General features: G+C 64.0%; 26 protein-coding genes and 1 tRNA gene. 12 read left to right on the top strand and 15 right to left on the bottom strand.

The annotated features are described in order from the left end of the window. Window positions 1–6 precede the first annotated feature (6 nt). Both hsdR and FVQ98_RS04855 read right to left on the bottom strand, forming a co-directional pair. On the bottom strand, window positions 7–2,415 hold the full coding sequence (gene hsdR / locus FVQ98_RS04850; protein WP_147912307.1) for an EcoAI/FtnUII family type I restriction enzme subunit R: 2,409 nt from the start codon (window positions 2,413–2,415) through the stop codon (window positions 7–9). Window positions 2,416–2,426: 11 nt separating this feature from the next. Next, window positions 2,427–2,750 (bottom strand): HVO_A0114 family putative DNA-binding protein, encoded by a 324-nt coding sequence (locus tag FVQ98_RS04855; RefSeq protein WP_147912308.1) that lies wholly within the window; start codon window positions 2,748–2,750, stop codon window positions 2,427–2,429. A 282-nt stretch (window positions 2,751–3,032) separates the two neighbouring features. Between FVQ98_RS04855 and FVQ98_RS04860 the strand changes: the two genes are divergently transcribed. Then, window positions 3,033–3,674 (top strand): AAA family ATPase, encoded by a 642-nt coding sequence (locus FVQ98_RS04860; protein ID WP_147912309.1) that lies wholly within the window; start codon window positions 3,033–3,035, stop codon window positions 3,672–3,674. Between the two features lie 36 nt (window positions 3,675–3,710). After that, on the top strand, window positions 3,711–4,052 hold the full coding sequence (locus FVQ98_RS20220; protein ID WP_147912310.1) for a ribbon-helix-helix domain-containing protein: 342 nt from the start codon (window positions 3,711–3,713) through the stop codon (window positions 4,050–4,052). Window positions 4,053–4,536: 484 nt separating this feature from the next. Here FVQ98_RS20220 and FVQ98_RS04870 read toward each other — a convergent pair whose 3' ends face one another. The 4 genes from FVQ98_RS04870 to FVQ98_RS04885 all read right to left on the bottom strand — a co-directional run bounded on the left by FVQ98_RS04870 (window position 4,537) and on the right by FVQ98_RS04885 (window position 7,528). Further along, window positions 4,537–5,538, bottom strand: coding sequence for a replication protein RepA (locus tag FVQ98_RS04870; protein WP_370512918.1), 1,002 nt, complete (start codon window positions 5,536–5,538; stop codon window positions 4,537–4,539). Between the two features lie 93 nt (window positions 5,539–5,631). Then, on the bottom strand, window positions 5,632–5,997 hold the full coding sequence (locus tag FVQ98_RS04875) for a helix-turn-helix transcriptional regulator (protein WP_147912311.1): 366 nt from the start codon (window positions 5,995–5,997) through the stop codon (window positions 5,632–5,634). Window positions 5,998–6,445: 448 nt separating this feature from the next. Next, window positions 6,446–6,522 (bottom strand) — tRNA-Pro (locus FVQ98_RS04880). 22 nt (window positions 6,523–6,544) lie between these two features. Further along, window positions 6,545–7,528: a polyprenyl synthetase family protein gene (locus FVQ98_RS04885; RefSeq protein WP_255507631.1), complete on the bottom strand. Its 984-nt coding sequence runs from the start codon at window positions 7,526–7,528 to the stop codon at window positions 6,545–6,547. A 205-nt stretch (window positions 7,529–7,733) separates the two neighbouring features. Here FVQ98_RS04885 and rplU point away from each other — a divergent pair, with 205 nt between their 5' ends. The 4 genes from rplU (at window position 7,734) to proB (ending at window position 10,705) form a co-directional block, all read left to right on the top strand. Continuing rightward, window positions 7,734–8,051, top strand: a complete 318-nt coding sequence (gene rplU, locus FVQ98_RS04890) for a 50S ribosomal protein L21 (RefSeq protein ID WP_147912526.1) — start codon at window positions 7,734–7,736, stop codon at window positions 8,049–8,051. 13 nt (window positions 8,052–8,064) lie between these two features. After that, complete coding sequence (rpmA, locus tag FVQ98_RS04895) at window positions 8,065–8,325, top strand: 50S ribosomal protein L27 (RefSeq protein ID WP_147912312.1); 261 nt, start codon at window positions 8,065–8,067, stop codon at window positions 8,323–8,325. Window positions 8,326–8,409: 84 nt separating this feature from the next. Further along, window positions 8,410–9,468, top strand: a complete 1,059-nt coding sequence (cgtA, locus tag FVQ98_RS04900) for an Obg family GTPase CgtA (RefSeq protein WP_147912313.1) — start codon at window positions 8,410–8,412, stop codon at window positions 9,466–9,468. 76 nt (window positions 9,469–9,544) lie between these two features. Continuing rightward, window positions 9,545–10,705: a glutamate 5-kinase gene (gene proB, locus FVQ98_RS04905; RefSeq protein WP_147912314.1), complete on the top strand. Its 1,161-nt coding sequence runs from the start codon at window positions 9,545–9,547 to the stop codon at window positions 10,703–10,705. A 49-nt stretch (window positions 10,706–10,754) separates the two neighbouring features. Here proB and FVQ98_RS04910 read toward each other — a convergent pair whose 3' ends face one another. Together FVQ98_RS04910 and FVQ98_RS04915 are read right to left on the bottom strand one after the other, a co-directional pair. Continuing rightward, the gene (locus FVQ98_RS04910) at window positions 10,755–11,297 is read right to left on the bottom strand and encodes a CNP1-like family protein (RefSeq protein WP_147912315.1); all 543 of its coding nucleotides are present in this window, start codon (window positions 11,295–11,297) and stop codon (window positions 10,755–10,757) included. Next, entirely contained in the window at window positions 11,294–11,962 is a 669-nt protein-coding gene (locus tag FVQ98_RS04915) for an RNA pyrophosphohydrolase (RefSeq protein ID WP_370512919.1), read from the bottom strand. The genes FVQ98_RS04910 and FVQ98_RS04915 overlap by 4 nt, the downstream gene beginning before the upstream one ends. A 104-nt stretch (window positions 11,963–12,066) precedes the next feature. On the opposite strand from FVQ98_RS04915, the gene FVQ98_RS04920 reads away from it, so the two are divergent. Together FVQ98_RS04920 and FVQ98_RS04925 are read left to right on the top strand one after the other, a co-directional pair. Then, window positions 12,067–13,812, top strand: a complete 1,746-nt coding sequence (locus FVQ98_RS04920) for a proline--tRNA ligase (RefSeq protein WP_147912527.1) — start codon at window positions 12,067–12,069, stop codon at window positions 13,810–13,812. Further along, on the top strand, window positions 13,809–14,462 hold the full coding sequence (locus FVQ98_RS04925) for a lytic transglycosylase domain-containing protein (RefSeq protein WP_147912316.1): 654 nt from the start codon (window positions 13,809–13,811) through the stop codon (window positions 14,460–14,462). The genes FVQ98_RS04920 and FVQ98_RS04925 overlap by 4 nt, the downstream gene beginning before the upstream one ends. A gap of 41 nt (window positions 14,463–14,503) precedes the next feature. On the opposite strand, the gene FVQ98_RS04930 is transcribed toward FVQ98_RS04925, so the two are convergent. Continuing rightward, window positions 14,504–15,826: a polyamine export protein PaeA gene (locus FVQ98_RS04930; protein WP_147912317.1), complete on the bottom strand. Its 1,323-nt coding sequence runs from the start codon at window positions 15,824–15,826 to the stop codon at window positions 14,504–14,506. A gap of 233 nt (window positions 15,827–16,059) precedes the next feature. On the opposite strand from FVQ98_RS04930, the gene FVQ98_RS04935 reads away from it, so the two are divergent. Beyond that, window positions 16,060–17,154 carry a YidB family protein gene (locus FVQ98_RS04935; protein ID WP_147912318.1) on the top strand — a complete coding sequence of 365 codons (1,095 nt, stop codon included), beginning with the start codon at window positions 16,060–16,062 and terminating at the stop codon, window positions 17,152–17,154. A 99-nt stretch (window positions 17,155–17,253) separates the two neighbouring features. Here FVQ98_RS04935 and grxD read toward each other — a convergent pair whose 3' ends face one another. The 4 genes from grxD to FVQ98_RS04955 all read right to left on the bottom strand — a co-directional run bounded on the left by grxD (window position 17,254) and on the right by FVQ98_RS04955 (window position 19,855). Then, window positions 17,254–17,580, bottom strand: a complete 327-nt coding sequence (gene grxD / locus FVQ98_RS04940) for a Grx4 family monothiol glutaredoxin (RefSeq protein WP_147912319.1) — start codon at window positions 17,578–17,580, stop codon at window positions 17,254–17,256. A 29-nt stretch (window positions 17,581–17,609) separates the two neighbouring features. Beyond that, a complete protein-coding gene (locus FVQ98_RS04945; RefSeq protein WP_147912320.1) occupies window positions 17,610–18,044 on the bottom strand; it encodes a hypothetical protein in 435 nt (144 codons plus the stop codon). A 132-nt stretch (window positions 18,045–18,176) separates the two neighbouring features. Next, window positions 18,177–18,467: an H-NS histone family protein gene (locus FVQ98_RS04950; protein ID WP_147912321.1), complete on the bottom strand. Its 291-nt coding sequence runs from the start codon at window positions 18,465–18,467 to the stop codon at window positions 18,177–18,179. Window positions 18,468–18,541: 74 nt separating this feature from the next. Then, entirely contained in the window at window positions 18,542–19,855 is a 1,314-nt protein-coding gene (locus FVQ98_RS04955; protein WP_147912322.1) for a hemolysin family protein, read from the bottom strand. Between the two features lie 36 nt (window positions 19,856–19,891). On the opposite strand from FVQ98_RS04955, the gene FVQ98_RS04960 reads away from it, so the two are divergent. After that, a complete protein-coding gene (locus tag FVQ98_RS04960; RefSeq protein ID WP_147912323.1) occupies window positions 19,892–20,734 on the top strand; it encodes a symmetrical bis(5'-nucleosyl)-tetraphosphatase in 843 nt (280 codons plus the stop codon). Next, window positions 20,731–21,996: a DUF445 domain-containing protein gene (locus FVQ98_RS04965; protein ID WP_255507632.1), complete on the top strand. Its 1,266-nt coding sequence runs from the start codon at window positions 20,731–20,733 to the stop codon at window positions 21,994–21,996. Before FVQ98_RS04960 ends, FVQ98_RS04965 begins: the two co-directional genes overlap by 4 nt. 222 nt (window positions 21,997–22,218) lie before the next feature. Here FVQ98_RS04965 and FVQ98_RS04970 read toward each other — a convergent pair whose 3' ends face one another. Further along, window positions 22,219–23,670: a DEAD/DEAH box helicase gene (locus tag FVQ98_RS04970; RefSeq protein ID WP_147912324.1), complete on the bottom strand. Its 1,452-nt coding sequence runs from the start codon at window positions 23,668–23,670 to the stop codon at window positions 22,219–22,221. 147 nt (window positions 23,671–23,817) lie between these two features. Then, on the bottom strand, window positions 23,818–24,708 hold the full coding sequence (gene ypfJ / locus FVQ98_RS04975; protein WP_147912325.1) for a KPN_02809 family neutral zinc metallopeptidase: 891 nt from the start codon (window positions 24,706–24,708) through the stop codon (window positions 23,818–23,820). A gap of 47 nt (window positions 24,709–24,755) precedes the next feature. Between ypfJ and pcp the strand changes: the two genes are divergently transcribed. Beyond that, complete coding sequence (gene pcp, locus FVQ98_RS04980; RefSeq protein WP_147912326.1) at window positions 24,756–25,442, top strand: pyroglutamyl-peptidase I; 687 nt, start codon at window positions 24,756–24,758, stop codon at window positions 25,440–25,442. The last annotated feature ends 133 nt before the right edge of the window (window positions 25,443–25,575 follow it).

The following is a 25,575-nucleotide window of genomic DNA, read 5'->3' on the forward strand; positions in this document are numbered from 1 at the left end:
GTGTCGTTATTGATACAGCGCCGTTTGTAGCCGGGTGACAGCCTCGCGCATCGCGGGCACGCCGCCGAAGTGGCGGGTGGCGATCTCGAAGGGCGAGCCGTAGCGGTCGAAGGGCTGCACCTTCATCAGCTCGGACAGCGCGTTGAATTGGATGATGCCGCGCTCGATGTAGCGGTCGAGCAGCAGCGTGAGGATTTCGCGTGCGGTGTCGCTGTACTGCGCGAACAGGTCTTGGGTTTGGCGCTTGGCGGCTTCGGCACGTTGGCGGCGTGTGCGCAGCGGCGCGTTCCACGCCAGGTGGCACAGCAGGTCGAAGGGATCGGCGTCGGGCTGGTCGCTGCTGGAGGCCAGTTCCTCAAAGCTGATGCCGCGCTCGGTCAGCTCGCGCAGCACCTCAGCGCGCGTGTCCGGGTCGGCCCATTTGGATTGCAGCGCCTCGCGCGTGGGGTACAAGGTGCGCAGCGCCCGGCCGGAATAGTCGGTGTATTTGACGACCTGGAGCTTCTTGCCGTCGGTGTCAAGGTCATAGACCAGGTGGCCGATGACTTCGACTTCGCCGCCATCGATGTAGAACTTGCGCGGTTCTGGCGGCGGCTCGCCGATCAGGTGGCCGACGCCGGGGCCGATCTGTTCCTCTTGCTCCGGGTATTTCGTTTCTTCCTGTACGTCTGTCTGCGCTTGCGGCTCGGTGGCGGTTGCGCCAATCTGCTCGCCCGCTTCATCAACCGTCACTACCTCGATGCGCGCCGGATCGCCATCGAAATCCGGGTCGGCGAAGTGCTGCGTGGCGGTGCCGGTGAAGTCGATGATGTTGAAGTATTCCTTGCCGTAGTCCACCTTGAGCCGAGTACCGCGCCCGATGATCTGCTTGAACTCTGAACGAGAACCCACCACACGGGCCAGCACTACGTTTTTGACCATCTCGGCATCGACGCCGGTGGTCAGCAACTGCGAGGTGGTGAGGATGACGGGCGTGGTCTTGTCCACGTCCTGAAAATCGGCCAGGTGCGCGAGGCCGATGTCGCCCTCATCGGCGGTGACGCGGCAGACGTAATTGGGATACTGCTGCACCAAGTCGCTGTTGAGGTTGATGAGCTCCTGCCGCATCTCGGCGGCGTGCTCTTGATCGACGCAGAACACCAGCGTTTTGGCGAAGCGGTCGGTGCCTTTGAGCAGGTCGGTCAGGTGGCGGGCCATAGCTCGCGTGCGGGCGCGCAGTGCGACGACGCGCTCGAAGTCCTTGGTCTGGTATTCGTCGTCGGGCACCTCGCGGCCAAAGCGGTCGAGCTCGTCCTTGCTGGGCCGCCAGCCTGCGGCATCCACGGTGGTGATGACGCGGTGCACGCGGTAGGGTGCAAGAAAGCCGTCCTCTATGCCCTGACGCAGGCTGTAGGTATAGACGGGGTTGCCGAAATATTCGTAGCTGTCGCGCGATTCTTCGCGCAGCGGGGTGGCCGTCATGCCGAACTGCACGGCGGGCGAGAAATAGTCGAGCACCGCGCGCCACGCACTTTCATCGCGGCTGGAGCCGCGATGGCATTCGTCGATGATGATGAGATCGAAGAAATCCGGGCGGTATTGGCGGAACACGTCGGCGTTGGCAGTGGCAAGCGCCTGATAGATGCCGAAGTACATATCCCGGCTTTGGCTGGTGTCGCCGCCACTGATCTTGTGCCGGGCATCGCCGAAGGGCGCGAACATCTTGGCCATGGGGTCATCGACTAGGATGTTGCGATCAGCGAGGAACAGGATTTTGGGGCGGCGGTATTCACCTGTGCGGTTCCATTTGCTGTTCCACAGCTTCCAGCAAACCTGGAAGGCCACATTGGTCTTGCCCGTGCCGGTGGCCAGCGTGGCGAGGATGCGTTTCTGGCCCAGCAGGATCGCCTCGATCACACGCTGGATGGCAATTTGCTGGTAGTAACGCGGCACCTTTCCAGAAGTCAGATTGAAGGGCTCCAGCAGGTGCTTTGCTCCCTCCGGCGGCAGGCGTGCGGCACTGGTCAGGCGGGCGAACAGCTCATCCGGTGTGGCGTAACGATCTACCTCCCGCTCGGTGCCGGTGGTGTAGTCGATTTCGATGATGCGGTGGCCGTTGGTGGCGTAGGCGAATTGGAGGCCAAGGATTTCAGCGTACTCGCGGGCTTGTTGCACGCCGGTTTCAGCGGGCACCCCGATCTCTTTGGCTTCCACCACGGCCAGCGGGTAGTCGCGACGGTAGTACAGCAGGTAGTCGGCACGTTTTTGCTGGCCGCGCCGCACCTTGCCGCCCGCGACGATGATGCGGCCGTTGGTGAAGCTGCGCTGCTCACCGATGGTGCAGGGAGCAGTGCCCCAACCTGCCTCGACCAGCTTGGGCGTGACGAACTCGCGGCAGGTGTCAGCTTCGGTCATCACTCCGTCTCGCATCGTCATCTCTCCCTCAGTCAATCAATCAAGATTTTGAAACTGGTGGCGAGCGCCACCGGCGCAATTTCGCGTGCGCTTTTCTTCAGTGTCACCAAACCGTAGCTCTCCATCATCCTGAGCGTGCGCGATAGGTTGGGTACCTGCCGCCCAGTGAGTTCGGCCAACGCCGTCAGAGATGGTGGGCGCTGGTCGTGGATGAGTCGCAGTAGTGCCCGGTTGTCCTCGGACAGCACCGCCGCCAGCGTGGGCATGGACGGAAACCACACCGTTGGTTCGTCGCGACCAGTGGCGACAGGCTTGGGTGTTTCGGGTCGGCGAATACCGACAACGCAACGTTTCATCCCGGTTGTCCTGGCGGAAGTAGTGAAAACTGAATCTTATCAGTGTGGCACAGGTAACGTGAAATGGAATTCAGGTAGAGCCATGCCCGTCTCAGCAATCAGGCGGCGCGTGGAGCCGATACCGAGCCCACTGCCTTCGCCTTGGGTACAAGTCGTAGAGCGCGAAACCTGCTGTGAACAGCGCGGCCACGAGCCTTCGCACATACAATCGACTATGGATTGAATTCACTTTAAACAATACAATTACAACTCAATTTAATATTAAAACCAGTTGAAATACACATGATCATCACCATTGGGAACACCAAAGGCGGGGTAGGCAAGACGACACTGGCTGTGAACCTGGCCATCGCCCGTGCTCTTGCGGAACGTGACGTGTGGCTGATTGACGGCGACCGCCAGGGCACCGCCCAAACAGCCATCAGCATTCGCGCGGCAGCGGGACACACGCCAGGCATAGCCTGCGCTACCTACCCGGATGGCCCCACCTTGCGTGCCCAGGTGCAGCAGCAGGCCGCCAAATTTGATGACGTGGTGATTGACGCTGGCGGACGGGACTCAACCGCATTGCGTGCGGCGCTGGTCTTGTCAGACGTGCTGCTGGTGCCGTTTCAGCCACGCAGCTATGACGTATGGGCGCTGGGTGACATCGCAGCCCTGGTTGATGAGGCGCGCAGCGTGCGCGACGGCCTGCGTGCCTTTGCCGTACTCAACTGCGCCGACCCTGGCGAGCATTCCAGCGACAACGCCGAAGCGGCGGCTGCCGTGGCCGAAGTGCCGCAGTTTGAGTACCTGCTGACCCCACTGCGCCGCCGCAAGGCCTTTGCCAACGCAGCAGGCGCTGGCCTGTGCGTGCTGGAGGCCAAGCCCAGAGACGACAAGGCGATCGCAGAGCTGAATTCACTGCTGGGCGCATTGTTTTAATATTAAAAACATTGCATTTCAATCTTTGATTGCTGTATGGCCATTACAAGAAAACCAACCAAAACTACGGGTGCTGCCGCCTCCGAAGCGGCTGACGTTTTCATTGCCGGTGCGCCGGATGCTGGCGTAGATACACCCCCGGCACTACGCAGGGTGCGCAAGGGGCGCAAAGTGCAAATCACACTCACCATCACCGAGCCCTTACTGGAGCGGGTTGATGAGCTCGCTGGGCAGCTGGGGCAGAGCCGGGCAGCGGTGATCAACCTGGCTGTGGTGCAGATGCTGGAGCGGGGGTTGCGGCTTGGAGGGGGGGGAGTGAGCTGGCCGGTGTCGGGCCGGGGCATCTGGAAATCTACAGGTGCCCCGGCCTGTGGATAAAAAAGTTATCCACGTGCAATCAGCCCCCCCCCACCCCCCGTTTTGTCGGGAAATCGGCCCCCCCTTCGTTCGGGAAATCAGACCCCCCCTAAATCCTGTAATTTCTCCCTGTAATGTTTTACCTGTAATTGAGGCGCCATCTTTGGGGAAAACTTCGCTCTTGACCGGTGCTGCCAGGCCTTCAGTCGCGCCCCCGCAGGGGGCGAGTCGTACTCCCAAAGGCTTCCAGCCCGCCGCCTAGGGCGGCTCCTCGGCGTGGGGCGTGCCACCCCCCGGCCCCCTGTGGCCTGCGGCCCCCTTGCGCGGCCTGAACGGCTACTCAGGCACCCCCGCAAAGGCTCGGCAATTGAGAAGAAAGGTGAGAAGGCGCCTGCAAGGCCCGAAATGCGACCGCAGAGCGGTTTTCGTGGCTGGGCAAGGGATGGGCGAAAAATGCGCTGCAGGCTCGCAAAAAAGGCCCGTCAGGGCCTTGGTATTTGTCAGGCTACTTCGTCGGCCCGCCTTTGAGAGGAATCGGCGGAGGGGAGCCATTTAGCAGTACCCCGCCCCTGACTTGCTGTACCTTGGCCTGTGGATAAGCTGCGAGCACTTTTCGCAGCGCGGGAAGAAATTTCTTTTTGAAATCCTTGCCGGCATCCTTGCCTGTGTACTCTTGTGCGAACTGCTCTCGCAGTGAATGCCAGTGCAAGATGATGCCCTTGCCCTCGATACGATGCAGACGATGGGCCAGCCATGCATATACGTCGAGTGCCAGCGCGGAGCCTTTGAGGGCCATCAATGCGCGGTTGTCGAGCGGCACTGCGCTTTCGATCAATGAACCGAAGTAGCTTTCAGAAAGCCGCATCACTCCCGGCCAAAGCGAACGCTGCGTCGTGTCCTTGTTGCTCTGCCATGCGTCGAACTGCTCTACTGGCTGCCCGTTGTAGGTGCGGCCTTTGAAGCCAAGCTGCAAGCGACAGGCGGCAAGGGCGTGCATCTGCTTGCGCAAAGTTGCATAGCGTTTGCCGTCGTCACCCATGCCCATGAGCCGCAGGAACTCGGCGGCGCTGTCTCCGATGCGGATTTCCTGTTCTCCGGTGCGTAACGCATAGGTGGAAATCCACGCCAGCGCTAGGCGGGGCATCGGGCCGTAGGGCACAGGCTGCACCACAGGCCCTTTGCCTTCATCCAGAAGGCCCGCTTGCACGTTTACCCATGCGGCCCCGGACTGGCGCATGAACTCCCGACCCTCGACCTTGGCGCGTGGCAGCCCGACTTGGCAAAGCACGGCATGAGTGAACGCCATGTCCTGCCCTTCGGGCATTGTCGCCGCAATTTTTCCTCCTGCCAGAATCAGCGCGGATTCGGCGCGTGTGAGCGCACGGCCAGTACCAACCTTATCTTTGGGTTGGATCTTCGGGATAGTTCTCGTGGCTGTTTGTTCGATGCTGACGGAAAGAGGGCTGCCGGGCAGGTGAGCTGTCGCTGCCGCGGCGTGAGCCGTCACTTCAGCGTTCTTCCGATAGAGCCAATTCAGTGCATCGTCAAACGGGGAAGCCGAGCGCGGGTTGGACGCGCTGGTGATTGCGGCCCCCACTGCTCAAGTGTTTGGCTGGGTGAAAGTCGTCGCGGCCCAGCGTTGGCGGGCTATCTGCTCTGCTTTGGTGGGGCGCCCGCGTGGTCGCCGTGGGGGTGGTGGTTCCGCAGGCTTGGTGGACTCGATCCAGGCGAGCACATCGCGTTCGTACCAGCACAGCCTGCGGCTGCCTGGCATCTTGAACGGGCGGGGGATCAGGTGGCTGTACTTGGAACTGGTGGCGAAGGTGCGGATCGTGGTGACGCTCTTGCCCAGCATCCGGGACAAGTCCTCGGTGAAGAGCACCCGCACGGGGGCGGATGGGGAGTCAAGGGTCGCGCGGACGATGGGAGTGCCAGCTTGCGCTTCTGGCAGCAGGGGAAGTTGCATGGCTCGAAAACTCGTCGTGAGCCGACAGGCGGCTCGTGGCGCGATTGATAGTTTTCGAGACCAAAGCCCTGCCGAGATCGAAGAGCACGGTTGGAGGAAGCTCAACCTAACTTCAGCATCTCGTCGCGCCTTTTCGCGCTGCGACAGTCCACCGGGAAGATGGCCCAGGAATTTCGGGCGCAATGATTGGCGTGTCGGGTTATCGCTGAATCCCCCGAGGAACGTGCAGGCGCTTCCTGAGCGAGGGCGGAGGACGCCTATCCACTCCGCCAACCTGCCACACTGGTTTGTCGTGAATGGCAGTATAGAGCCGGGTTGCTACAAGCAGCAAGAGCACCCAAGGTTCTGGGCCATTGTTGGGCCATCGAATAGGGTGATTTACTCTGAATTGCTATGCACAAAGAAAAAGAGTCAAACCAGCTAAATGCTTGATTTGACTCTTGATTCCTGGTCGGGGTGAGAGGATTCGAACCTCCGGCCTCTACGTCCCGAACGTAGCGCTCTACCAGGCTAAGCTACACCCCGAAGCTTGTGCTGCAACCTGCGGCTAAGAGCGCCGCTGCAAAAGCTGAGCCGCTAATTCTAGCAAACTGTTGGTGTAAGGATTGGCATCGAAGCTGCAAATTGCGTCGATGGCCTGTTGCGCCTGCGCTGCAGCGGCATTCTTGGTGCGTTCGAGTGCGCCACAGCCGCGAACGATCGCGACGATCTTGTCCAGGTCCTGCGTGTTGCCCGATTCTATGGCTTCCCGCACGGTGGAGGCGTCAGGAGCGGGAGCGAGTTGCATTGCCAGGATCAACGGCAGCGTGGCCTTGCCTTCTCGCAGGTCGTCGCCCAGGTTCTTCCCCATTTCGATCGCATCGCCCTCATAGTCAAGAACGTCGTCGATCACCTGGAAGGCGGTCCCGAGGGACAGGCCATATTCGGCGCATGCGGCTTCGACGGCCGGCTTGGCGTCGGCCAGTACAGCCGCCAAACGGCAGCTTGCCTCAAACAATTTGGCAGTTTTGGAGCGGATCACGCGCAGATAGCCGGCCTCGTCCAGCGATGCGTCGTGCATGTTCATCAGCTGCAGCACTTCGCCTTCCGCGATCACGTTGGTGGCATCGGCGAGGATCTGCATGATTCGCATGCTTCCTGCTTCCACCATCATCTGGAAGGCACGCGAATAGAGGAAGTCTCCAACGAGCACGCTGGCCGGATTGCCGAACACCTCGTTGGCGGTGGCGCGCCCCCGCCGCAGCGTCGATTCGTCCACGACATCGTCGTGCAGCAGTGTGGCGGTGTGGATGAACTCCACGACCGCTGCCAAGTTGAAGCGCTGCGGATGCTTGCATCCCAGCGCTCCAGACATTAAAAGCAGCAAGACCGGGCGAAGCCGCTTGCCACCCGCGGCGATGATGTAACGCGCCACTTCGCCGACGAGAGGCACATCCGACGTGAGCCGTTGAGCGATGGTCGCGTCGACTTCGCGCAGTTCCTGGGCTGCAAGTGCCGCGAACTGGCTGCTGGGTTTAGAAGGGGAATCCAAGGGTAACGACGCCCCGCGCGGGCGAGGCCAACAAGAGGCGAGCGAACGTCGGCTTGAAAGGGCGCCGACCAAACCAGAAATTATAGGAGCGACGCAGCGCTTGCTCCGTACGCGTGCGGATGCCTTGCGCGCTCGCGAGCGCCTGGCTATAATGCGCAGTTCCGCGGAAATCCGTTCGCGGTATCCTTTTCAAGAGGTTTTTTATATGTACGCGGTCATAAAAACCGGTGGCAAGCAGTATCGTGTTGCCTCTGGCGAGAAGATCAAAGTAGAACAGATTGCTGCGGACGTAGGCCAGGAAATCACCTTCGATGAAGTGCTCGCCGTTGGCGGTGAGGGCGATCTGCAGATTGGTGCTCCCGCGGTCTCCGGCGCCTCCGTGGTGGCCAAGGTGGTTGCTCACGGCAAGCACGACAAGGTGCGCATCTTCAAGATGCGTCGCCGCAAGCACTACCAGAAGCGCCAAGGCCATCGCCAAGGCTATACCGAGCTCGAAATTGGCGCCATCAACGGCGGCAAGTAAGGAGTAACACACCATGGCACAGAAAAAAGGCGGCGGTTCCACACGGAACGGCCGCGATTCCAAGCCCAAGATGCTGGGCGTCAAAGTGTTCGGCGGCCAGACCATCAGCGCCGGCTCGATCATCGTGCGCCAGCGCGGCACCAAGTTCCACCCCGGCACCAACGTCGGAGTGGGCAAGGACCACACCCTGTTTGCTTTGGTCGACGGCCAAGTGTCGTTCGCCGTCAAAGGCGCGCAGAACAAGCACACCGTGGTGGTGACGCCCGTCGCCTGACGCGGCGGACTAACCCCCGATGCTTGCGGCCCCGCCTTGGCGGGGCTTTGCTGTTTTTGGCGCCCCGTGTTGGAATGAGACCCCATGAAATTCGTTGACGAAGCCTTCATCGACATCTCCGCCGGCGATGGCGGCAACGGCTGTGCGTCGTTCCGGCACGAGAAGTACAAGGAATTCGGCGGCCCGGACGGCGGCGACGGCGGCCGTGGCGGCCACGTGTTCGCCGTGGTCGACCCCAACCTGAACACCTTGGTCGACTACCGCTATTCGCGCCGCCACGAGGCCAAGCGCGGTCAGCACGGCATGGGCTCCGACATGTTTGGTGTGGCCGGAGACGACATCACGCTGAAGATGCCCGTGGGCACGATCATCAGCGATGCCGACACGGGTGAAGTGCTGTACGAGCTGCTCACGCCGGGCGAGAAAATCATGATCGCCAAGGGCGGCGATGGCGGCTTTGGCAACCTACGCTTCAAGAGTTCCATCAACCGCGCGCCGCGCCAAAAGACCCCCGGTTGGCCGGGTGAGCGCAAGAAGCTCAAGCTCGAACTGAAGGTGTTGGCCGACGTCGGCCTGCTGGGCATGCCCAACGCGGGCAAGTCGACTTTCATCGCCGCCGTGTCCAACGCGCGGCCCAAGATCGCCGACTACCCCTTCACCACGCTGCATCCCAACCTGGGTGTGGTGCGCGTCGGGCCGGAGCAAAGCTTTGTCGTGGCCGACATTCCTGGCCTGATCGAAGGTGCCAGCGAAGGCGCAGGCCTAGGCCACCAGTTCCTGCGCCACCTGCAGCGCACGCGCCTGCTGCTGCACTTTGTCGACATTGCGCCGTTTGACGATGGCGTGGACCCGGTCGCGCAAGCCAAGGCCATCGTGCAAGAGCTCAAGAAGTACGACGAGACGCTGTACGAAAAGCCGCGCTGGCTGGTGTTGAACAAGCTGGATATGGTGCCGGAGGCCGAGCGCGAAGCCACGGTGAAGGACTTCGTCAAACGCCTGCGCTGGCGCGGGCCGGTGTACGGCATCTCGGCCCTGACGCGCGAAGGCTGCGAGCCGCTGGTGCGCGCCATCTACACGTACCTGCACAAAGAGCGGCAGGCCGAGCTGGCCGAGCCTGAGCGCGACCCGCGTTTCGATGCCTGATTGGCCTTGAGTGCTATTGATTGCGTAGCTGCCTGCGCAGATTCAGCAAGGGCTCCGACTCGATTTGATCCAAAAAATGACCCACCATCATCTGGCCGACCCGTTGGCTTCCGCACGCCGCATCGTCGTCAAGGTCGGCTCCAGCCTGGTCACCAACGAAGGCCGCGGCCTGGACGAAGCGGCGATCGGTGAGTGGTGCCGGCAACTGGCCGTGCTCTCGCGCGGTGATGCGGCGACGGGCTTGGGCGAGCGCCGCGAAGTCATCATGGTGTCCAGCGGCGCCATTGCCGAAGGCATGAAACGCCTGGGTTGGGCCAAGCGCCCGCACGAGGTCAACGAGTTGCAGGCTGCGGCGGCCGTCGGCCAGATGGGCCTGGCACAGATGTACGAAACCAAGCTGCGCGAGCAGGGCCTGCGCAGCGCCCAGGTGCTGCTGACGCACGCCGACTTGGCCGACCGCGAGCGCTACCTGAACGCGCGCTCGACCCTGCTGACGCTGCTGCAGTATCAAGTGCTGCCGGTCATCAACGAGAACGACACGGTCGTCACCGATGAAATCAAGGTCGGCGATAACGACACGCTGGGTGCGCTGGTCGCCAACCTGGTGGAGGCGGACCTGCTCGTCATCCTGACCGACCAGCGCGGCCTGTACACCGCCGATCCGCGCAAGGACCCGGCGGCCGAGTTGGTCGGCGAAGCGCGCGCGGGCGACCTGGCGCTGGAGCGCATGGCCGGCGGCGCGGGCAGCAGCATCGGCAAGGGCGGCATGCTGACCAAGATCGTTGCGGCCAAGCGCGCGGCGGGCTCGGGCGCGTCCACCGTCATCGCATGGGGGCGCGAGCCCGACGCGCTGCTGCGCCTGGCGCGCGGCGAGCGCATCGGCACCCTGCTGGTGGCGCCCACGCAAAAGACGCAGGCGCGCAAGCAATGGATGATGGACCACCTGCAACTGCGGGGCGCCGTGGTGGTCGATGAGGGCGCGGCCAGCAAGCTGCGCGGCGCGGGCAAGAGCCTGCTGCCGATCGGCATGACGCAGGTGCAGGGCGTGTTCTCGCGCGGCGACGTGATCGCCGTGCGCGACATCACGGGCTCAGAGATCGGCCGAGGCCTGGCCAACTATTCGAGCGCCGAGGCACGCCTGCTGTGCCGCAAGCCGTCCAACGAAATTGCGCAGTTGCTGGGCTACAGCGCCGAACCCGAGATGGTGCACCGGGACAATCTGGTGCTGACGCGCTGATGCATATGAAATGGGCCTTTGGCCCTGGCCCCATCTGCGCAGGCAGCTATCAATAGTAGAGCGATTGGTTGCCAGACTTCAGCTCTCGCACGATGTCCTTGGCGTCTTGGCGCAACGTTGACCCCATGCACATGCCGCCGCGCGCCAACTGCAACGGGTGCTTGACCATGATGTTGTTCTGGCCCTGCATGGCCTTCCAGTCGGTCTCGCTGTTCATCGTCCACTCGCCACCCTGCACCTGACGTGCGTAGATGCGGAACTCGCCCGTGGCGCACCGGATGCCCTCGTACGTTGCGTTGACGGCTGATGGCCCGCGAGCAACCGCGACGTAGCGCACGATGCCTGTGTCGTGGTTCAGCGCAATCGTGTTCGGGTCAACGCCCATCCGTACCGAGGAGCCCCGTGGCATCTCGATGTCGACCAGGCCTGAAAGGCTGTAGGCTGGCGGGGGTGGCACCGTGCCTTCCTTCCAGTCGGCGAGGTCGGCATTCGCGTACTGCGCGCCGGCAGGGATGCTCGCGGCGAGCAGTGTGGCTGCCAGCAGGCATCGCATGCGTCGGTACGCGCGTTGGGTTCGGGTAGCGGTGATCACGAATCGATTTCCAGTCCCGGCGGTCCGCCCGCATTTGAGCGAGCGGTACGCGTCGTATCCACAGGCTGCGCCGATTCGACGGACGGGCAGTCAGGCGAATGCCGCTCGCGCCGATCGGAGGTCTGGATTGGTTGTAAGCCGCCATGCTCGCGCGGCCGCACACCGCCACGCAGGTAGCGGTTGCGGTGTTCAGCGCGCGGCAGGAAGCGCGCCAGTTCGGTCAGCGCCATTTCGTACACACCTCGCTTGAACTCCACCACCACGTCAAGTGGAACCCAATAGTCGTTCCAGCGCCAAGCGTCAAATTCCGGGTGGTTGGTGGCGCGAAGGTTCAAATTCCAGTCGTTGGCGACCAGTTGCAGCAAATACCAGATTTGCTTCTGGCCCTTGTAATGACCGCGCGCGTCGCGGCGGATAAACCGGTCTGGCACCTCGTAGCGCAACCAGTCACGGGTTCGGGCGACGATGCGTACATGCTCCGCATGGAGCCCGACTTCCTCGTGCAGTTCACGGTACATGGCCTGCTCGGGCGACTCGCCCCGATCAATGCCGCCCTGCGGGAACTGCCAGGAATGGGTGCGGATACGCTTACCCCAAAAAACCTGATTCTTCTGGTTGAGCAGGATGATGCCGACGTTCGGGCGAAAGCCTTCCCGGTCAAGCATAATCGAACCCCAAATTCAATAAGTTATGACCATTATGCACGGTGCATTGACACCGGCAAGTGGGCACAAACCCCATCCAAGGCGTGGACTTACGCCCGATCCCGATGAAAGCCAGCCAGTTCTATATCAGCACCCTCAAGGAAGCGCCTGCAGATGCGGAGGTGGTCAGCCACCAGCTCATGACGCGGGCCGGGATGATCAAGAAGCTGGGCGCAGGCGTGTACACCTACATGCCAATGGGCCTGCGCGTGATCCGCAAGGTCGAGGCCATCGTGCGCGAGGAGATGAACCGCGCCGGCGCCGTCGAATGCGTGATGCCGGTGGTCCAGCCGGGCGAGCTGTGGAGCGAGAGCGGGCGCTTTCAGACCATGGGCCCCGAATTGCTGCGTGTTCAGGACCGGCATGAGCGCGATTTCGTCATTCAGCCGACCAGCGAAGAGGCGGTGACCGACATCGCGCGCCAGGACCTGCGCAGCTACAAGCAGCTGCCCAAGAACCTCTACCAGATCCAGACCAAATTCCGGGACGAGCGCCGTCCGCGCTTCGGCCTGATGCGCGGGCGCGAATTCATCATGAAGGATGCCTACAGCTTCGACCGCGACGAGGCCAGCGCGAAAGTTAGCTACCAGGTCATGGCCAAAGCCTACCGCGCGATCTTTGACCGCTTCGGCCTGACCTACCGCGCTGTGGCGGCGGATTCAGGCGCCATCGGCGGCGATTTGAGCGAAGAATTCCAGGTGATCGCCTCCACCGGTGAAGACGCCATCGTCTACAGCACCGGCAGCGATTACGCCGCCAACATGGAAAAGGCCGAGGCGCTCAAGCCCACGGGCCCGCGCGGCGCGGCCACGCAAGCCATGACCAAGACGCTGACGCCCGGCAAGTCGACCTGCGCCGACGTGGCCGAGCTGCTGCAGCTGCCGTTGAAGCAGACCGTGAAATCCCTGGTGCTGGCCACCGACCAGACCGACGAAGACGGCAAGGTCGTCAAAAGCCAGGTCTGGCTGCTGCTCCTGCGCGGCGACCACGACATGAACGAGATCAAGGTCAGCAAGGTGCCGGGGCTGGACCAAGGCTTTCGCTTTGCGACCGTGCCTGAAATTCTTGAGCACTTCGGCACCAAGCCCGGCTACCTGGGCCCGATCGGGCTGAAACAGCCGGTGAAGCTGGTGGCCGACCGCGAGGTCGCGCTGATGGCCGACTGGGTTTGCGGCGCGAACGAAGAAGACTTTCACCTCACCGGCGTGAACTGGGGCCGCGACCTGCCCGAGCCCGATGCCGTGGCCGACATCCGCAATGTGGTGCCCGGCGACGCTGCGCCCGACGGCAAGGGTACGCTGGCGATCGAGCGCGGCATCGAGATCGGCCACATCTTCTACCTGGGCACCAAGTACAGCACCGCCATGGACGCCACGTTCCTGGCGGAAGACGGCAAGCCGCGCCATTTTGAAATGGGTTGCTACGGCATCGGCATCACGCGCCTGCCGGCCGCCGCCATCGAACAGAACCACGACGCGCGCGGCATCATCTGGCCCGACGCGCTGGCGCCCTTCACCGTGGTGATCTGCCCCGTCGGCATGGACCGCAGCGAGGCTGTGAAGGCCGCGGCCGAGGCGCTGTACGCCGAGCTGATGGCGGCCGGGGTCGACGTGATCCTGGACGACCGCGGCGAGCGCCCGGGCGCCATGTTCGCCGACTGGGAACTGATCGGCGTGCCGCACCGCGTGACCATCGGCGACAAGAGCCTGACGGACGGTGTGGTCGAGTACCAGCGCCGCCGCGACACGGCCGCCACCAAGGTGCCGGCAGCAGAGATCGCGGCCTTTGTGAAGGGCTGGCTGGCGGCATGAGGGTGCTGCCTGGGCGCGGGCCAGTGGCAGCCGGGCTGTCGCGGCGCGCCTGTCTGACTGCGTCGGTCGGCGCGGCCAGCTTGAGTCTGGTGCCGCACGTTGCTCGTGCGGGCGGGCAACTGGAGGAGCCGATGATCGACTCGGTCCGCACCGCGCTCAGTTCGGCCATCGCCAACAGCGCCCCGCCTGTGCCGAGCTTCGCCACCACCGAGGCGCGCCTGTCCTACCTGCGCTGGCTGGCGGAAATGAGCGACCGGCTTTACAGCCGCAAGAAGGATTTCGATACGCGCATCGAGTTCCTGCAGACCGTGTGGTACGAGACCCGCCGCGCAGGGCTCGATACTTCGTTGGTGATGGGTCTGATCCAGGTCGAAAGCGCGTTCCGCAAGTACGCCGTGTCCAGCGTGGGGGCGCGCGGCTACACCCAGGTCATGCCGTTCTGGACGCGCGTGATCGGCGATGGCGACCCGGGCAAGCTGTTCCACATGCAGACCAACCTGCGCTTCGGTTGCGTGATCCTGCGCCACTATCTGGATCGGGAGCGCGGCGACCTGTTTCTGGCGCTCGGGCGCTACAACGGTTCGCGCGGCCGGGCGCCGTATCCGAATGCCGTGCTCGGCGCTCAAAAAAGATGGATTTTCAAGGGCTAGCCCTCGCCAGGCGGGCGCAGGCAGCTATCAAATAAGGAGTTTCAGGGCGGCGCCAGCGCGACCGGCGCGGCCGTCGTGCTGCCGCCGCGGGTGACCAGCACCTGATCGATGCGGTAGTTGTCCACGTCCATCACCTCGAAGCGAAAGCCGCCCCAGACCACGCAGTCGGTACGGCGCGGCACCCGGCGGAGCATGGCCATGAGAAAGCCCGACAGCGTGTCGTACTGGTCTGAGCTGGGAAGGTCGTAAAGATCGAGCGCACGTTCCACGTCGGTGATGGGTGTGTGTCCGTCGATCAGCCAAGAGCCGTCGTCGCGCCGCACGATCATTTCTTCGTCTTCGGGCGTGACGAGCTCGCCCATCACCGTGCTCATCACGTCGTTTAGCGTCACCACGCCCACCACTGTGCTGTATTCGTTGACGATGATGGCGAAGTCTTCATGCTGCTGGCGGAACTGGTGCAGCACCTCCGACAGGCTGAGCTGGTCGGGCACCACCACCACCTTGTGCAGCAGGCCTTCTTCGGTCAGGTGAATGGGCTGTGCGTTCAGCACGCGCTGGAACAGGTCTTTGGCGTCCACGTAGCCCAGCACGCGATCCAATTCTCCGTCGCACACGGGGTAGGTCGAGAAGGGCTCTGCCGCGATGCGCGCACGCACAACCTCGTCGGGGTCGTCCTGCCGCAGCCATGCGATGCGGTCGCGCGGTGTCATGGCGCTGGTCACCGTGCGCGTATCCAGTTCAAACACGTTTTCGATGACCAACTGTTCGGGGCGGTCGATCACCCCCGCCTGGGTGCCGGCTTCCGCCAGCGCCAGGATGTCGTCGGGGGTGATGCGGTCGTCCCGCTGCGTAGGCAGACCGAACAGCCCAAGGATGAGGTCGGTGCACTTGTTGTACAGCCAGACGATGGGCTTGAAGATCCACAGGACCTTGTCCATCGGCCCCGCGACCCACATCGCGATGCGTTCCGGCTCGGCCATACCCAGCCGTTTGGGCACCAAGTCGGCAAACACGACAAACAGCGAGGTCACCAGTGTCACGGAGGCGGCGAAGGCCAGTGGCCCCGCCGTTCTCGGCGACATCCACGGCAGGAGCCAAGCCTCGAACGTCGGGCTGAACAGGCCTTCGCCCACGATGCCGCCCAGAATGGCGATCGCATTCACGCCGATCTGGACCGTGGTGAAGTAAAAGCCGGGTTGCTCCTGCACGCGCAGCACTCGCAAGGCACGTTCATCCCCCTCATCGGCAAACTGGCGCAGTCGCAGGCGGCGCGATGCCGCCAGCGACATCTCAGCCACCGAGAAGAAGGCGCTGGCCGCAATCAGCGCCAGGATGATCAGCAAGTTCTGTAAAAAGCCCATGAACGGGTAAGTGATGCGGGCGCGTTGCGCCGCGGGGCCTCGCTGCGTTGCGCAGTGGCGGTATTTTCAGGCAGTTTACACAGGGGCGTCGGCTTGCACGCCTGTAGGACTGGGACGACATGGGGCCGTCATGCGCCTTCCTATAATTTTCACAAGGGTTGTCCTTCGTCGGCGCGGCCTTTTTCTAGGGGCCTGTCCTGACAACCTTCCTGCTACACAAGAAAGGAATTCTTATGTTTGACGTCTTGATCCGGGAGGTGGCCGCGCGGTTTGGCCTGGGAGATAAAGCGCTTCCGCTGGTGCAAATGCTGCTGGCCTACATGACCAACAAGGACACGGGCGGTCTTGCCGGTTTTCTTGAAAAATTCAAGTCGGCCAACCTTGGGCCAATCATCCAGTCCTGGCTGGGTGGTGGCCCGAGCGCGCAACCCATTACGAACACCCAGCTGGAGACCGTGCTCGGCTCCAGCGGCGGTTTGCTGTCGGAACTGACTTCGCGTCTGGGGGTTGGCCGCGACAACGTGACTTCTTCACTAGGCTATCTGCTGCCCGCCATCGTTGGCCGCCTGACGCCCGGCGGCAGCATCCCCACGACATACCCGCCCGAGGTTGTCAGCATGGCGGCAGCCGGCCAGAGCTTGCTGGGGGCGGCGCCTGCCGGTGTCACGGCCGGCACCGCTGCTGGCAATGGTGGCGGCATGATGAAATGGCTGCCGTGGATCGTCGTCGCGCTGGCGGCGATTTTCGGCCTGAGCTACTGCGGCAAGAACCGTACGGCCGACGCCCCTGTGACCGGCGCGTCCGAACCCGCGGTGGTGGCGCCTGCTTCCGAGCCGACACCGATGGCCAGCGAGCCGGCGCCGGCCGCGGTGGAGCCCGCATCTGCCCCGGATACGTCGGCTTCGGCCGGCGCAGCATCCACACCTGCTGCCTCGGCCGACGCGGGCGCCGCCGCACCCGCCGACGAGCCTGCGGGCTCTGCCGTGGTCAGCCTGATGGGCGAAAACAGCCTGCCGGCGCTGAAGGTGTACTTCGACTCTGCCAAGACCGAAGTGCATGGCGACTTCGCCACCAAGGCGACCGATCTGGTCAACTACCTGAAGGCCAATCCGGATGCGAAGGCGGTGATTTCCGGCTTCAACGATCCGACAGGAGACGCAGCGAAGAACGCCGAGTTGTCGAAGAACCGCGCCCAGGCCGTTCAGGCGGCGCTGGTGGCCCAAGGCGTGACGGAAGACCGTACGGTTCTCGAGAAGCCGGCCGAGACCAGCGGTACGGCAGCGACCAACGCGGCGTCCCGCCGGGTCGAAGTGGTGGTGCGCAAGTAAGCGCGTTGCCCGCCAGCGCTTCAGCGCTGGCGCCTAAACAAAAAAGGACGCGCAGGCGTCCTTTTTTATGCCATCGCTTGGATGGCAAAGAGTGCGGAATCAGGCTTCGGCGGCGATCAATTGCTGCAGTTCGCCCGATTCGTACATCTCCATCATGATGTCCGAGCCGCCAACAAACTCACCCTTGACGTAGAGCTGCGGAATCGTCGGCCACTGGCTGTATTCCTTGATGCCCTGGCGAATGGCTTCATCCTCGAGCACGTTCACCGTGGTCAGCGAACCGGACTCGACGCCGCTGGCCTTGAGGATCTGCACAGCCCGACCGGAAAAACCGCACATCGGAAAGCTGGCATTGCCTTTCATGAACAGCACAACGGCGTTGTTCTTGACCAGATCATCAATGCGTTGCTGCGTGGTTGAATCCATGACCGTTCCTTCAATGTAATAAAGGTGGATTATTCCACCTTCGTATTGGCCTCGCAGATGGCAGGTTGCACGGCCATCAAGACGCAGGCACAGGCTTGCTTCTCAAAGGGGTTGTCGCGGTAAGGGCGCCGACCGCGCAGCCACAGCCAGGCGCTGGCGGCGAGATAGGCGGGCACGAAAAAGGGCCCCCAGCGTTCGTATTGCCGCAGATGCACCTGCTCATGGGCCCGCACGGCTGCGAGCGTGGCTGCGTTCTTTCCGAGGATCACGTGGCCGATTGTGATGGCGTCGAAGCGCATGGATGCTGGCAGGCGGCCGCACAGCGCCGCGACGCGACCCCCGTGTGCCTCGATGGCACCCTCGCGGCACTGCCAACATCCACCCAGCGCGCGCACGCAACCCGCGGCCAGCAGACCCAGCAGAGTCCATGGCATCGGCCATAGGTAACGACAGATCAGAAGCATGGGGCTTGGAGTGGACCGCCTCGACAATGTTCCGAGGAGCGGGCGCGTTACGACCGGAAGTCAAAAAAAAAGCGCAGATGCCCCAGAGCACCTGCGCATTGCAATGGCGGCTGATGGGGCCGCGAATCTCTGTCAGATCAGGAATTGACTGCGGTCTCGCCCCTCGATCCACTTGGGCGCCTTGCCGCGACCCGTCCACGTCTGGCCGGTGGCCGGATCGCGGTATTTCGGAGCCACCTTGATGCCTGTGGACGATTTGCCGGACTTGCGGCCTGAGGGGAATACGTCCTGTTGCGTCAAACCATAATCGCTGACCAGGGTGCGCACTTGCGCTACCGCATCGGCAATTTCCTTCTTGCGCGCCTCTTCGATTTGCTGGGTCAGTGCTTCCTGCTGTTTCAGAAGTTCTTTGTAGGTGGCCATGGTGTGAACGCTCCAGTCATTTCATGTAAACGCGGCGAATATACCACCGGAGCGAACTGCTCACCACATAATGATCAGGAATTTATCGACTGAATATCGTTTCTGGCCGTGGGTCTGGCCAGCACACGTTCAATGCGCCGGCCTTCCATTTCCACGACCTGAAATACCCAGTCTTCGATCTCGACTTCATCGCCTACCGAGGGCAAATGCCCAGAGATCGACAGAAGAAGGCCTGCGACGGTGTTGTACCGGCCTTTGTCCTCTAGGGGCAGGGCATCTATATCGAGGCGCGATTTGAGCTCGGACACCGGCATCATGCCGTCCAATATCCACGCCCCATCGCCCTGAGGGGTGGCCCATGCGTCCATATGCGCGCCGGGTTTGAGCTCGCCCGTAATCGCTTCCAGCAGGTCGCGCGGCGTCATCATGCCCTGCACCACACCATATTCGTCCACAATGAACATCATGCGGCCGGCGCGGGTGCGCAATTGCTCGAGCATTTCCAGGCCGCTCAAGGTTTCAGGCACAAAGGCCGCCGGCGCCACATGCTTGTCCAGCACGACCCCAGCGCGGGACAATTCAAGCAGCCGCGCCACCGAGATAATGCCAATCACCTCATCCAGACTGCCGCGGCAAACGGGATACCACGAATGCGCCCCATTGTCTCCATGACGGGCAACATAATCCAGCGCCTCCACCGCGGTTTGATCCGCATCCAGCCATTCGATATCGCCGCGCGGGACCATCATCGACGTCAAAGGGCGGTCATCCAAATGGAACACGTTGCGAACCATCTGGTGTTCGTGCTCTTCAATCAGGCCCGCGTCTCGACCTTCTTCCAGACTGGCTGAAATTTCTTCTGCGGTGACGGCGCGACCACTGGATTCGTCGATGCGCAGCAGCTTGAGCATCGCCTGCGTGCAGATCGACAGCAGCCAGACGAAGGGCTTGGCGACCACCGCCAGCCAGGTCATCGGCTTGGCGATCCAGCGCGCGACCGTTTCCGGGAACATCTGGCCGATCCGCTTGGGCACCAGCTCGCCGAAGACGATGGTGGTGAAGGTAATCACGATCACCACCGTGGCCGTGGCCGCGACCGAGGCGGCGCCTTCGCCCAATCCCTGGGTCTGCAGCCAGGCAGCCAGCGGGCCGCTGAAAGCCGCCTCGCCAAAGATGCCGTTGAGCATGCCGATGGAGGTGATACCTACCTGCACCGTCGACAGGAACTGCGTGGGCTGCTCCATCAGCCGCAGCGCGGCGGTCGCGCCGGTATCGCCGCCTTCCTCCATCGCTGCCAGCCGTGCCTTGCGGCTGGATGCCACAGCCAGTTCGGACATGGCGAACAGACCGTTGAGCAGGGTGAGAAAGACGATGATCAGCAGGTCCATTCAGATCGGGCATCCAGCCCGTGGAAAATCAAGACCATGTCACTCTACATGATTGGCGACGTGCAAGGCTGTGACAGCGCACTTGCCCGTTTGCTCGACGAAATCGCGTTCTCTCCCAGCCGCGACCGCCTGGTGCTGCTGGGCGATCTCGTGAACCGCGGGCCCGAATCGCTGGCGGTGATTCGGCGCGTGCGCGCACTGGGTGCTTCTGCCGAAGCGCTGCTGGGCAACCACGACCTGCACCTGCTGGCGGTGGCCGAGGGCGTGCGCCAGCCGCACCGGCTGGACACGGTGACCGACGTCCTCGCCGCGCCGGAGCGCGAGGCGCTGCTGGACTGGCTGCGCCAGCGCCCGCTGGCCCTGCGCGAGCAAGGCGTGCTGATGGTCCACGCCGGCGTGCTGCCGCGGTGGACGGCCGATCAGGTCTTGGCGCTGGCGGGTGAAGTGCAGGACGTGCTGCGCGGGCCGGACTGGTCCGCTTTTCTGCACCAGATGTACGGCAACCAGCCCGACCGTTGGGACGACGCGCTCGCAGGCCCTGCGCGTTGGCGCGTGATCGTCAACGCGCTGACGCGTTTGCGCCTGTGCACCGCCGACGGTCGCATGGAGTTCGACACCAAGGACAGCCAGGGCGCCGACGGTGCGCCGCCCGACTTCATGCCGTGGTTTGACGTGCCGGGGCGGGCGACCGCGGAGGACACCGTCGCGTTCGGCCATTGGTCGACCTTGGGCTGGCTGCCCGACCGTCCGGACCTCATCTCGCTGGACACCGGCTGCGTCTGGGGTGGTTGCCTCAGCGCCGTGCGCCTGGGGGCCACGCCGTCCGAGCGCGAACTGATCCAGGTCCATTGCGACCAGGCGCAGGTGCCCGGCCGATGAGCGTCGCTGCCCATCGTCCGCGCGCCCGCGATGCTGCGGGCATGAAGCGTCTGGCGCTCGGCCTGCTGGTGGCCGCGGCGGTGTTGTATGGGCTGGCCACGGTGCTCACGCCGCGCCACCCGGCGTGGGGCTACGTGGCGGCGTTCGCCGAAGCGGCCATGGTCGGCGCGATCGCCGACTGGTTTGCCGTGGTCGCGCTGTTTCGCCACCCGCTGGGCCTGCCGATCCCGCACACCGCCATCATTCCGGAGAACAAGGACCGCATCGGCGAGAACCTGGCCAACTTCATCGCCACGCATTTCTTGGCGACCGATCAGGTGCTGGCCAAGGTCAAGGATTTCGATGCCGCTGGGCGCGTGGCGCAATGGTTGGCGCAGCCAGAGAACGCCGATCGCGTGGGCGCTCGGCTGGTCGACGTCGGCCGCTGGGCCGTGGGCGCGCTGAACGACGAGCGCGTGCGCCTGTTCGTCGCCGATCTGGCGCGGCGTGGTTTGAAGCAGGTCGACATCACGCGCCTCACCGGCCAGGTGCTGGAAGCCATGACGCACGAAGGCCGCCACCAGGAGCTGCTCGACGGTGTGCTGGTGCAGTTGGCCAGGCTGCTGGGCGAAGACGTGGTGCAGGACACCATTGCCGAAGCCATTGCGCGCGAGGTCAAGGCGCTGAAGTACGTGGGGCTGGACCAGGTCGCCGCGCGCCTGGCCACGCGCAAGGTGGTGGTCATCATCGCCAAGACCATCATCGACATGGCCGAAGACCCGCAGCACGATTTGCGCCTGCGCTTTGACGAGGTGGTGACGCAGTTTGTCGGCCGCTTGAAGACCGACGACGCGCTGCGCGAGCGCGTGGAAAAAGCCAAGGCCGAGATGCTGGACAACCCGGCGCTGGGCGACTACGTCAACCAGCTGTGGTCCGAACTGCTCAGCTGGCTGCAGGACGACATGGCGCGCAGCGATTCGACCCTGCGCCGCAGCATCGCCCAGGCCGCGCGCACGTTGGGCGAACGCCTGGCGCACGACGAGGAAGTGCGCGGCTGGATCAACGGCGAGCTGCAATCCGCCGCGCCGCGCCTGATCGAGCGTTACCGCGACGACATCCGTGGCTACATCGTCGCGCGCGTGCAGGCCTGGGACGCGCGCGAGATGACCGATGAGCTGGAGCGCCACATCGGGCGCGACCTGCAGTTCATCCGCATCAACGGCACGCTGGTGGGCGGGCTGGTCGGCCTGGTCATCCACACCGTGACCGAGTGGTTGCATTGATGTGCTATCAATGAAGTAGCTGCTAGCGCAGATGGCTGTAGGGCTGCGGGCTGATTTCTTTAAAAATCGCCATGAGAGGGGTTTTGCAGACCGACCCGGTGCCGGCGCGCCACCCGCATGCCCTGCCGGCGGCGGGCGCCCGCGCACTGCGCTGAACCAAAAAAAACAAGGCCCGACAGGGCCATTGTTTTTTCGGGACGCGGTTGGCGCCGGCGGGCGCGCTTACGGCGTGGCCTGCGGCGCCTTGAACAGCGCCGCCACCTTCACCTTGGGCTTGATGTTGGCCGACACGCCGCTGCGCGTGGTCGGGCGCGCCTGGCGTTCCCACGCGGGCGGGGTCGCGTCCTCGGCCGGCGCAGCGGCCTCGTAGGGCTGGTTGAAGAACGGGTCGGCCGGTGCGGCGGTCGGGCGTGGGCGGTCGCTGCCGTGGCGGCGGTCGCTGCGCTCGCGGCGGGCGTCGTCGCGCGCGTCGCCGGTTTCCTCGTCGCGGTAGCGGCGGCGGCCATCGTTCTGGCGGCCGCGCGGGCGCTCTTCTTCAAATTCGAGGTGCTCGACTTCGATCTTGGTCTTCAGCAGCTTTTCCAGCTCGCCCATCAGGCGCTGGTCGCCCTTGGTGACCAGCGTCACCGCCAGGCCCGACGCGCCGGCGCGGCCGGTGCGGCCGATGCGGTGCACGTAGTCTTCGGGGTTGAAGGGCACGTCGTAGTTGAAGACGGCGGGCACGTCCTTGATGTCCAGCCCGCGCGCGGCCACGTCGGTGGCCACCAGCAGGTCGACTTCGCCCTTCTTGAAGGCTTCGAGCGACTTCAGGCGCTCGTCCTGGCTCTTGTCGCCGTGCAGCGCCGTGGTCTTCAGGCCATCACGCTCCAGCGCGCGGGCCAGGCGCGCGGTGCCCAGCTTGCTGTTGCAGAAGACGAAAGCCTGGCGCAGTTCCTTGTCTTTCAGCACCTGGCGGATGGCGCGGCGCTTGTCGTCGTCGTCCAGCAGGTAGAAATGCTGCTCGACCGTAGACGCGGTCGCGTTCGGTCGCGCCACTTCGATCAGCACCGGGTCCTGCAGGTAGCTGGCGGCCAGGCGCTTGATCTCGGGCGAGAAAGTGGCCGAAAACAGCAGCGTGGTGCGCTGCTTGGGCAGGTAGTTCAGGATGCGCTGCAGGTCGGGCAGAAAGCCGATGTCGAGCATGCGGTCGGCTTCGTCCAGCACCACGTACTCGACCTGGTTCAGCACGGCCGTCTTGGCTTCGATGTGGTCCAGCAAACGACCGGGCGTGGCCACCAGCACTTCGACGCCTTTGCGCAGCTCGGCCACCTGGGGCTTCATGTCCATGCCGCCAAAGACGACGGCGCTGCGCAGCTGCGTGTACTTGGCATACAGCTTGATCTGCTGGGCGACCTGGTCGGCCAGCTCGCGCGTGGGCAGCAGCACCAGCGCACGCACCGGGTGGCGCGCGGGCGAGACCGAGGCGGTTTCGTGCTTGAGCAGGCGCTGCAGCAGCGGCAGCGAGAAGGCCGCGGTCTTGCCGGTGCCAGTCTGCGCCGCGCCCATGACGTCCTGACCAGCCAGCACGACCGGAATGGCCTGCTCCTGGATCGGCGTCATGTTCTCGTAGCCCATCTCGGCCACGGCGCGCTTGAGCGGCTCAGCCAGCGCGAGAGAAGAATAGGGTTGCGTCATGAACCCGGTATTGTCGCACCGCAGCAAGAAATTGCACGCTTTATGAGCAATGCGGCGCGCGAGCGGAGTGGATAACTCCTGATTCGATAGCTGCCGGCGCAGGTCTGACCTGCGCTGCAGCCCGATTTGGCTTGGAGTTCTAAAGTATCACAGCGACTGCGCGTTGAACGTGTCGCAGGCTTGGATGCTGCCCGTCTTGTAGCCCTGCATGAACCAGCGCTGGCGCTGCGCGCTGGAGCCGTGGGTGAAGCTGTCGGGCACGACGTAGCCCTGGCTCTTCTTCTGCAGCGCGTCGTCGCCGATCTTGGCGGCGGCGTTCATGGCCGATTCGATGTCGCCGTTTTCCAGCCAGTTCTTGGCCTGGTTCGACTTGTTGGCCCAGATGCCGGCAAAGCAGTCGGCCTGCAGCTCCAGCCGCACCGACAGCGCGTTCTGCTGGCTCTGGCTGACGCGCCCGCGCATGGCGTCGACCTTGTCGGTCAGGCCCATCAGGTTCTGCACATGGTGGCCGACCTCGTGCGCCACCACGTAGGCGCGGGCAAATTCACCCGGCGCGCCCAGCTGGCGCTCCAGCGTGTCGAAGAAGTCCATGTCCAGGTACACCTTCTGGTCGCCCGGGCAGTAGAACGGCCCCATCGCCGACTGGCCCGTGCCGCACGCGGTGGGCGTGTAGCCGCGAAACAGCACCAGGCGCGGCGCGCGGTACTGCGCGTTGTTTTCGCGGAAGACCTGGTTCCAGGCGTCTTCGGTCGAGGCCAGCACGGTCGAGACGAACGACGCGCCCTTGTCGCTGGCTGGCGGCGCCTTGGCAGGGCCTTGCTGCTGCTGCACCGCGGGCGCGCCACCGCCGCCGCTCAGCATGCCGATGATGGTCAGCGGGTTGATGCCGAAGATCCAGCCACCGATCAGCGCGATGACGATGGTGCCGATGCCGATGCTGCGACCGCCAAAACCGAAGCCCCCCCCGCCGCCCATGCCACCGCCTTCGCCCCGGCGGTCTTCCACGTTGTCCGACTGTCGATTGCCTTCCCACCTCATCGTCGTTCTCCTCTTGGCGCGCATGCAGGATGCGCTAAATTGTCGCAATGGTAGCTGTGCCCCGTCCTTTGCGCCCGTCAGACAAGCGCCCAAATCCGGCCACCGTGCTGCTGACCGGGTTCGACCCGTTCGGCGGCGACCCGGTCAACCCCAGCTGGCGCATCGCCCAGGCGCTGCACGGCCGCCAGATCGCCGGCCACCGCATCGTCGCCGCGCAGCTGCCCACCGTGTTCGGCGACGCGCTGACGGCGCTGAACACCGCGCTGCGCCGCCACCAGCCCGCCCTGGTGATTTGCCTGGGGCTGGCCGGCGGCCGCAGCGCGCTGTCGATCGAGCGCATAGCCATCAACGTGAACGACGCCCGCATCGCCGACAACGCCGGCGCGCAGCCGATCGACACGCCCGTCATCGACGGCGCGGCGGCCGCCTACTTCAGCACGCTGCCGATCAAGGCCATGTGTGCGGCCATGCTGGCCGAAGGCGTGCCGGCCGAGGTGTCGCAAACCGCCGGCACCTTCGTGTGCAACCACGTCTTCTACGGCCTGATGCACCGCCTGGCCAGCGGGCGCGGGCTGAAGGGCACGCGCGGCGGTTTCATCCACGTGCCCCTGCTGCCCGAGCAGGGCGAACCCAGCCTGCCACTGGCCGACATGGTGCGGGGCCTGCGCGCCGGTATCCGCGCCGCGCTGAGCACCACGCAGGACCTGCGCGCCGGCGGCGGTGCCATCCACTGAGGGCGCAAGGCGGCTTTTCGGCACGGCCCCCAAGGTCTGCGCTTGCTATTGATAGCGTAGCTGCCTGCGCTGGTGGTTGTAGGGCTGGAGTCAATTTTTCCTTGTATTTCTCCATCATCTCGCTGGCCCGGCG

The organism is Ottowia flava (genome assembly GCF_008017535.1).
In the GTDB taxonomy this organism is placed as follows: domain Bacteria; phylum Pseudomonadota; class Gammaproteobacteria; order Burkholderiales; family Burkholderiaceae_C; genus Ottowia; species Ottowia flava.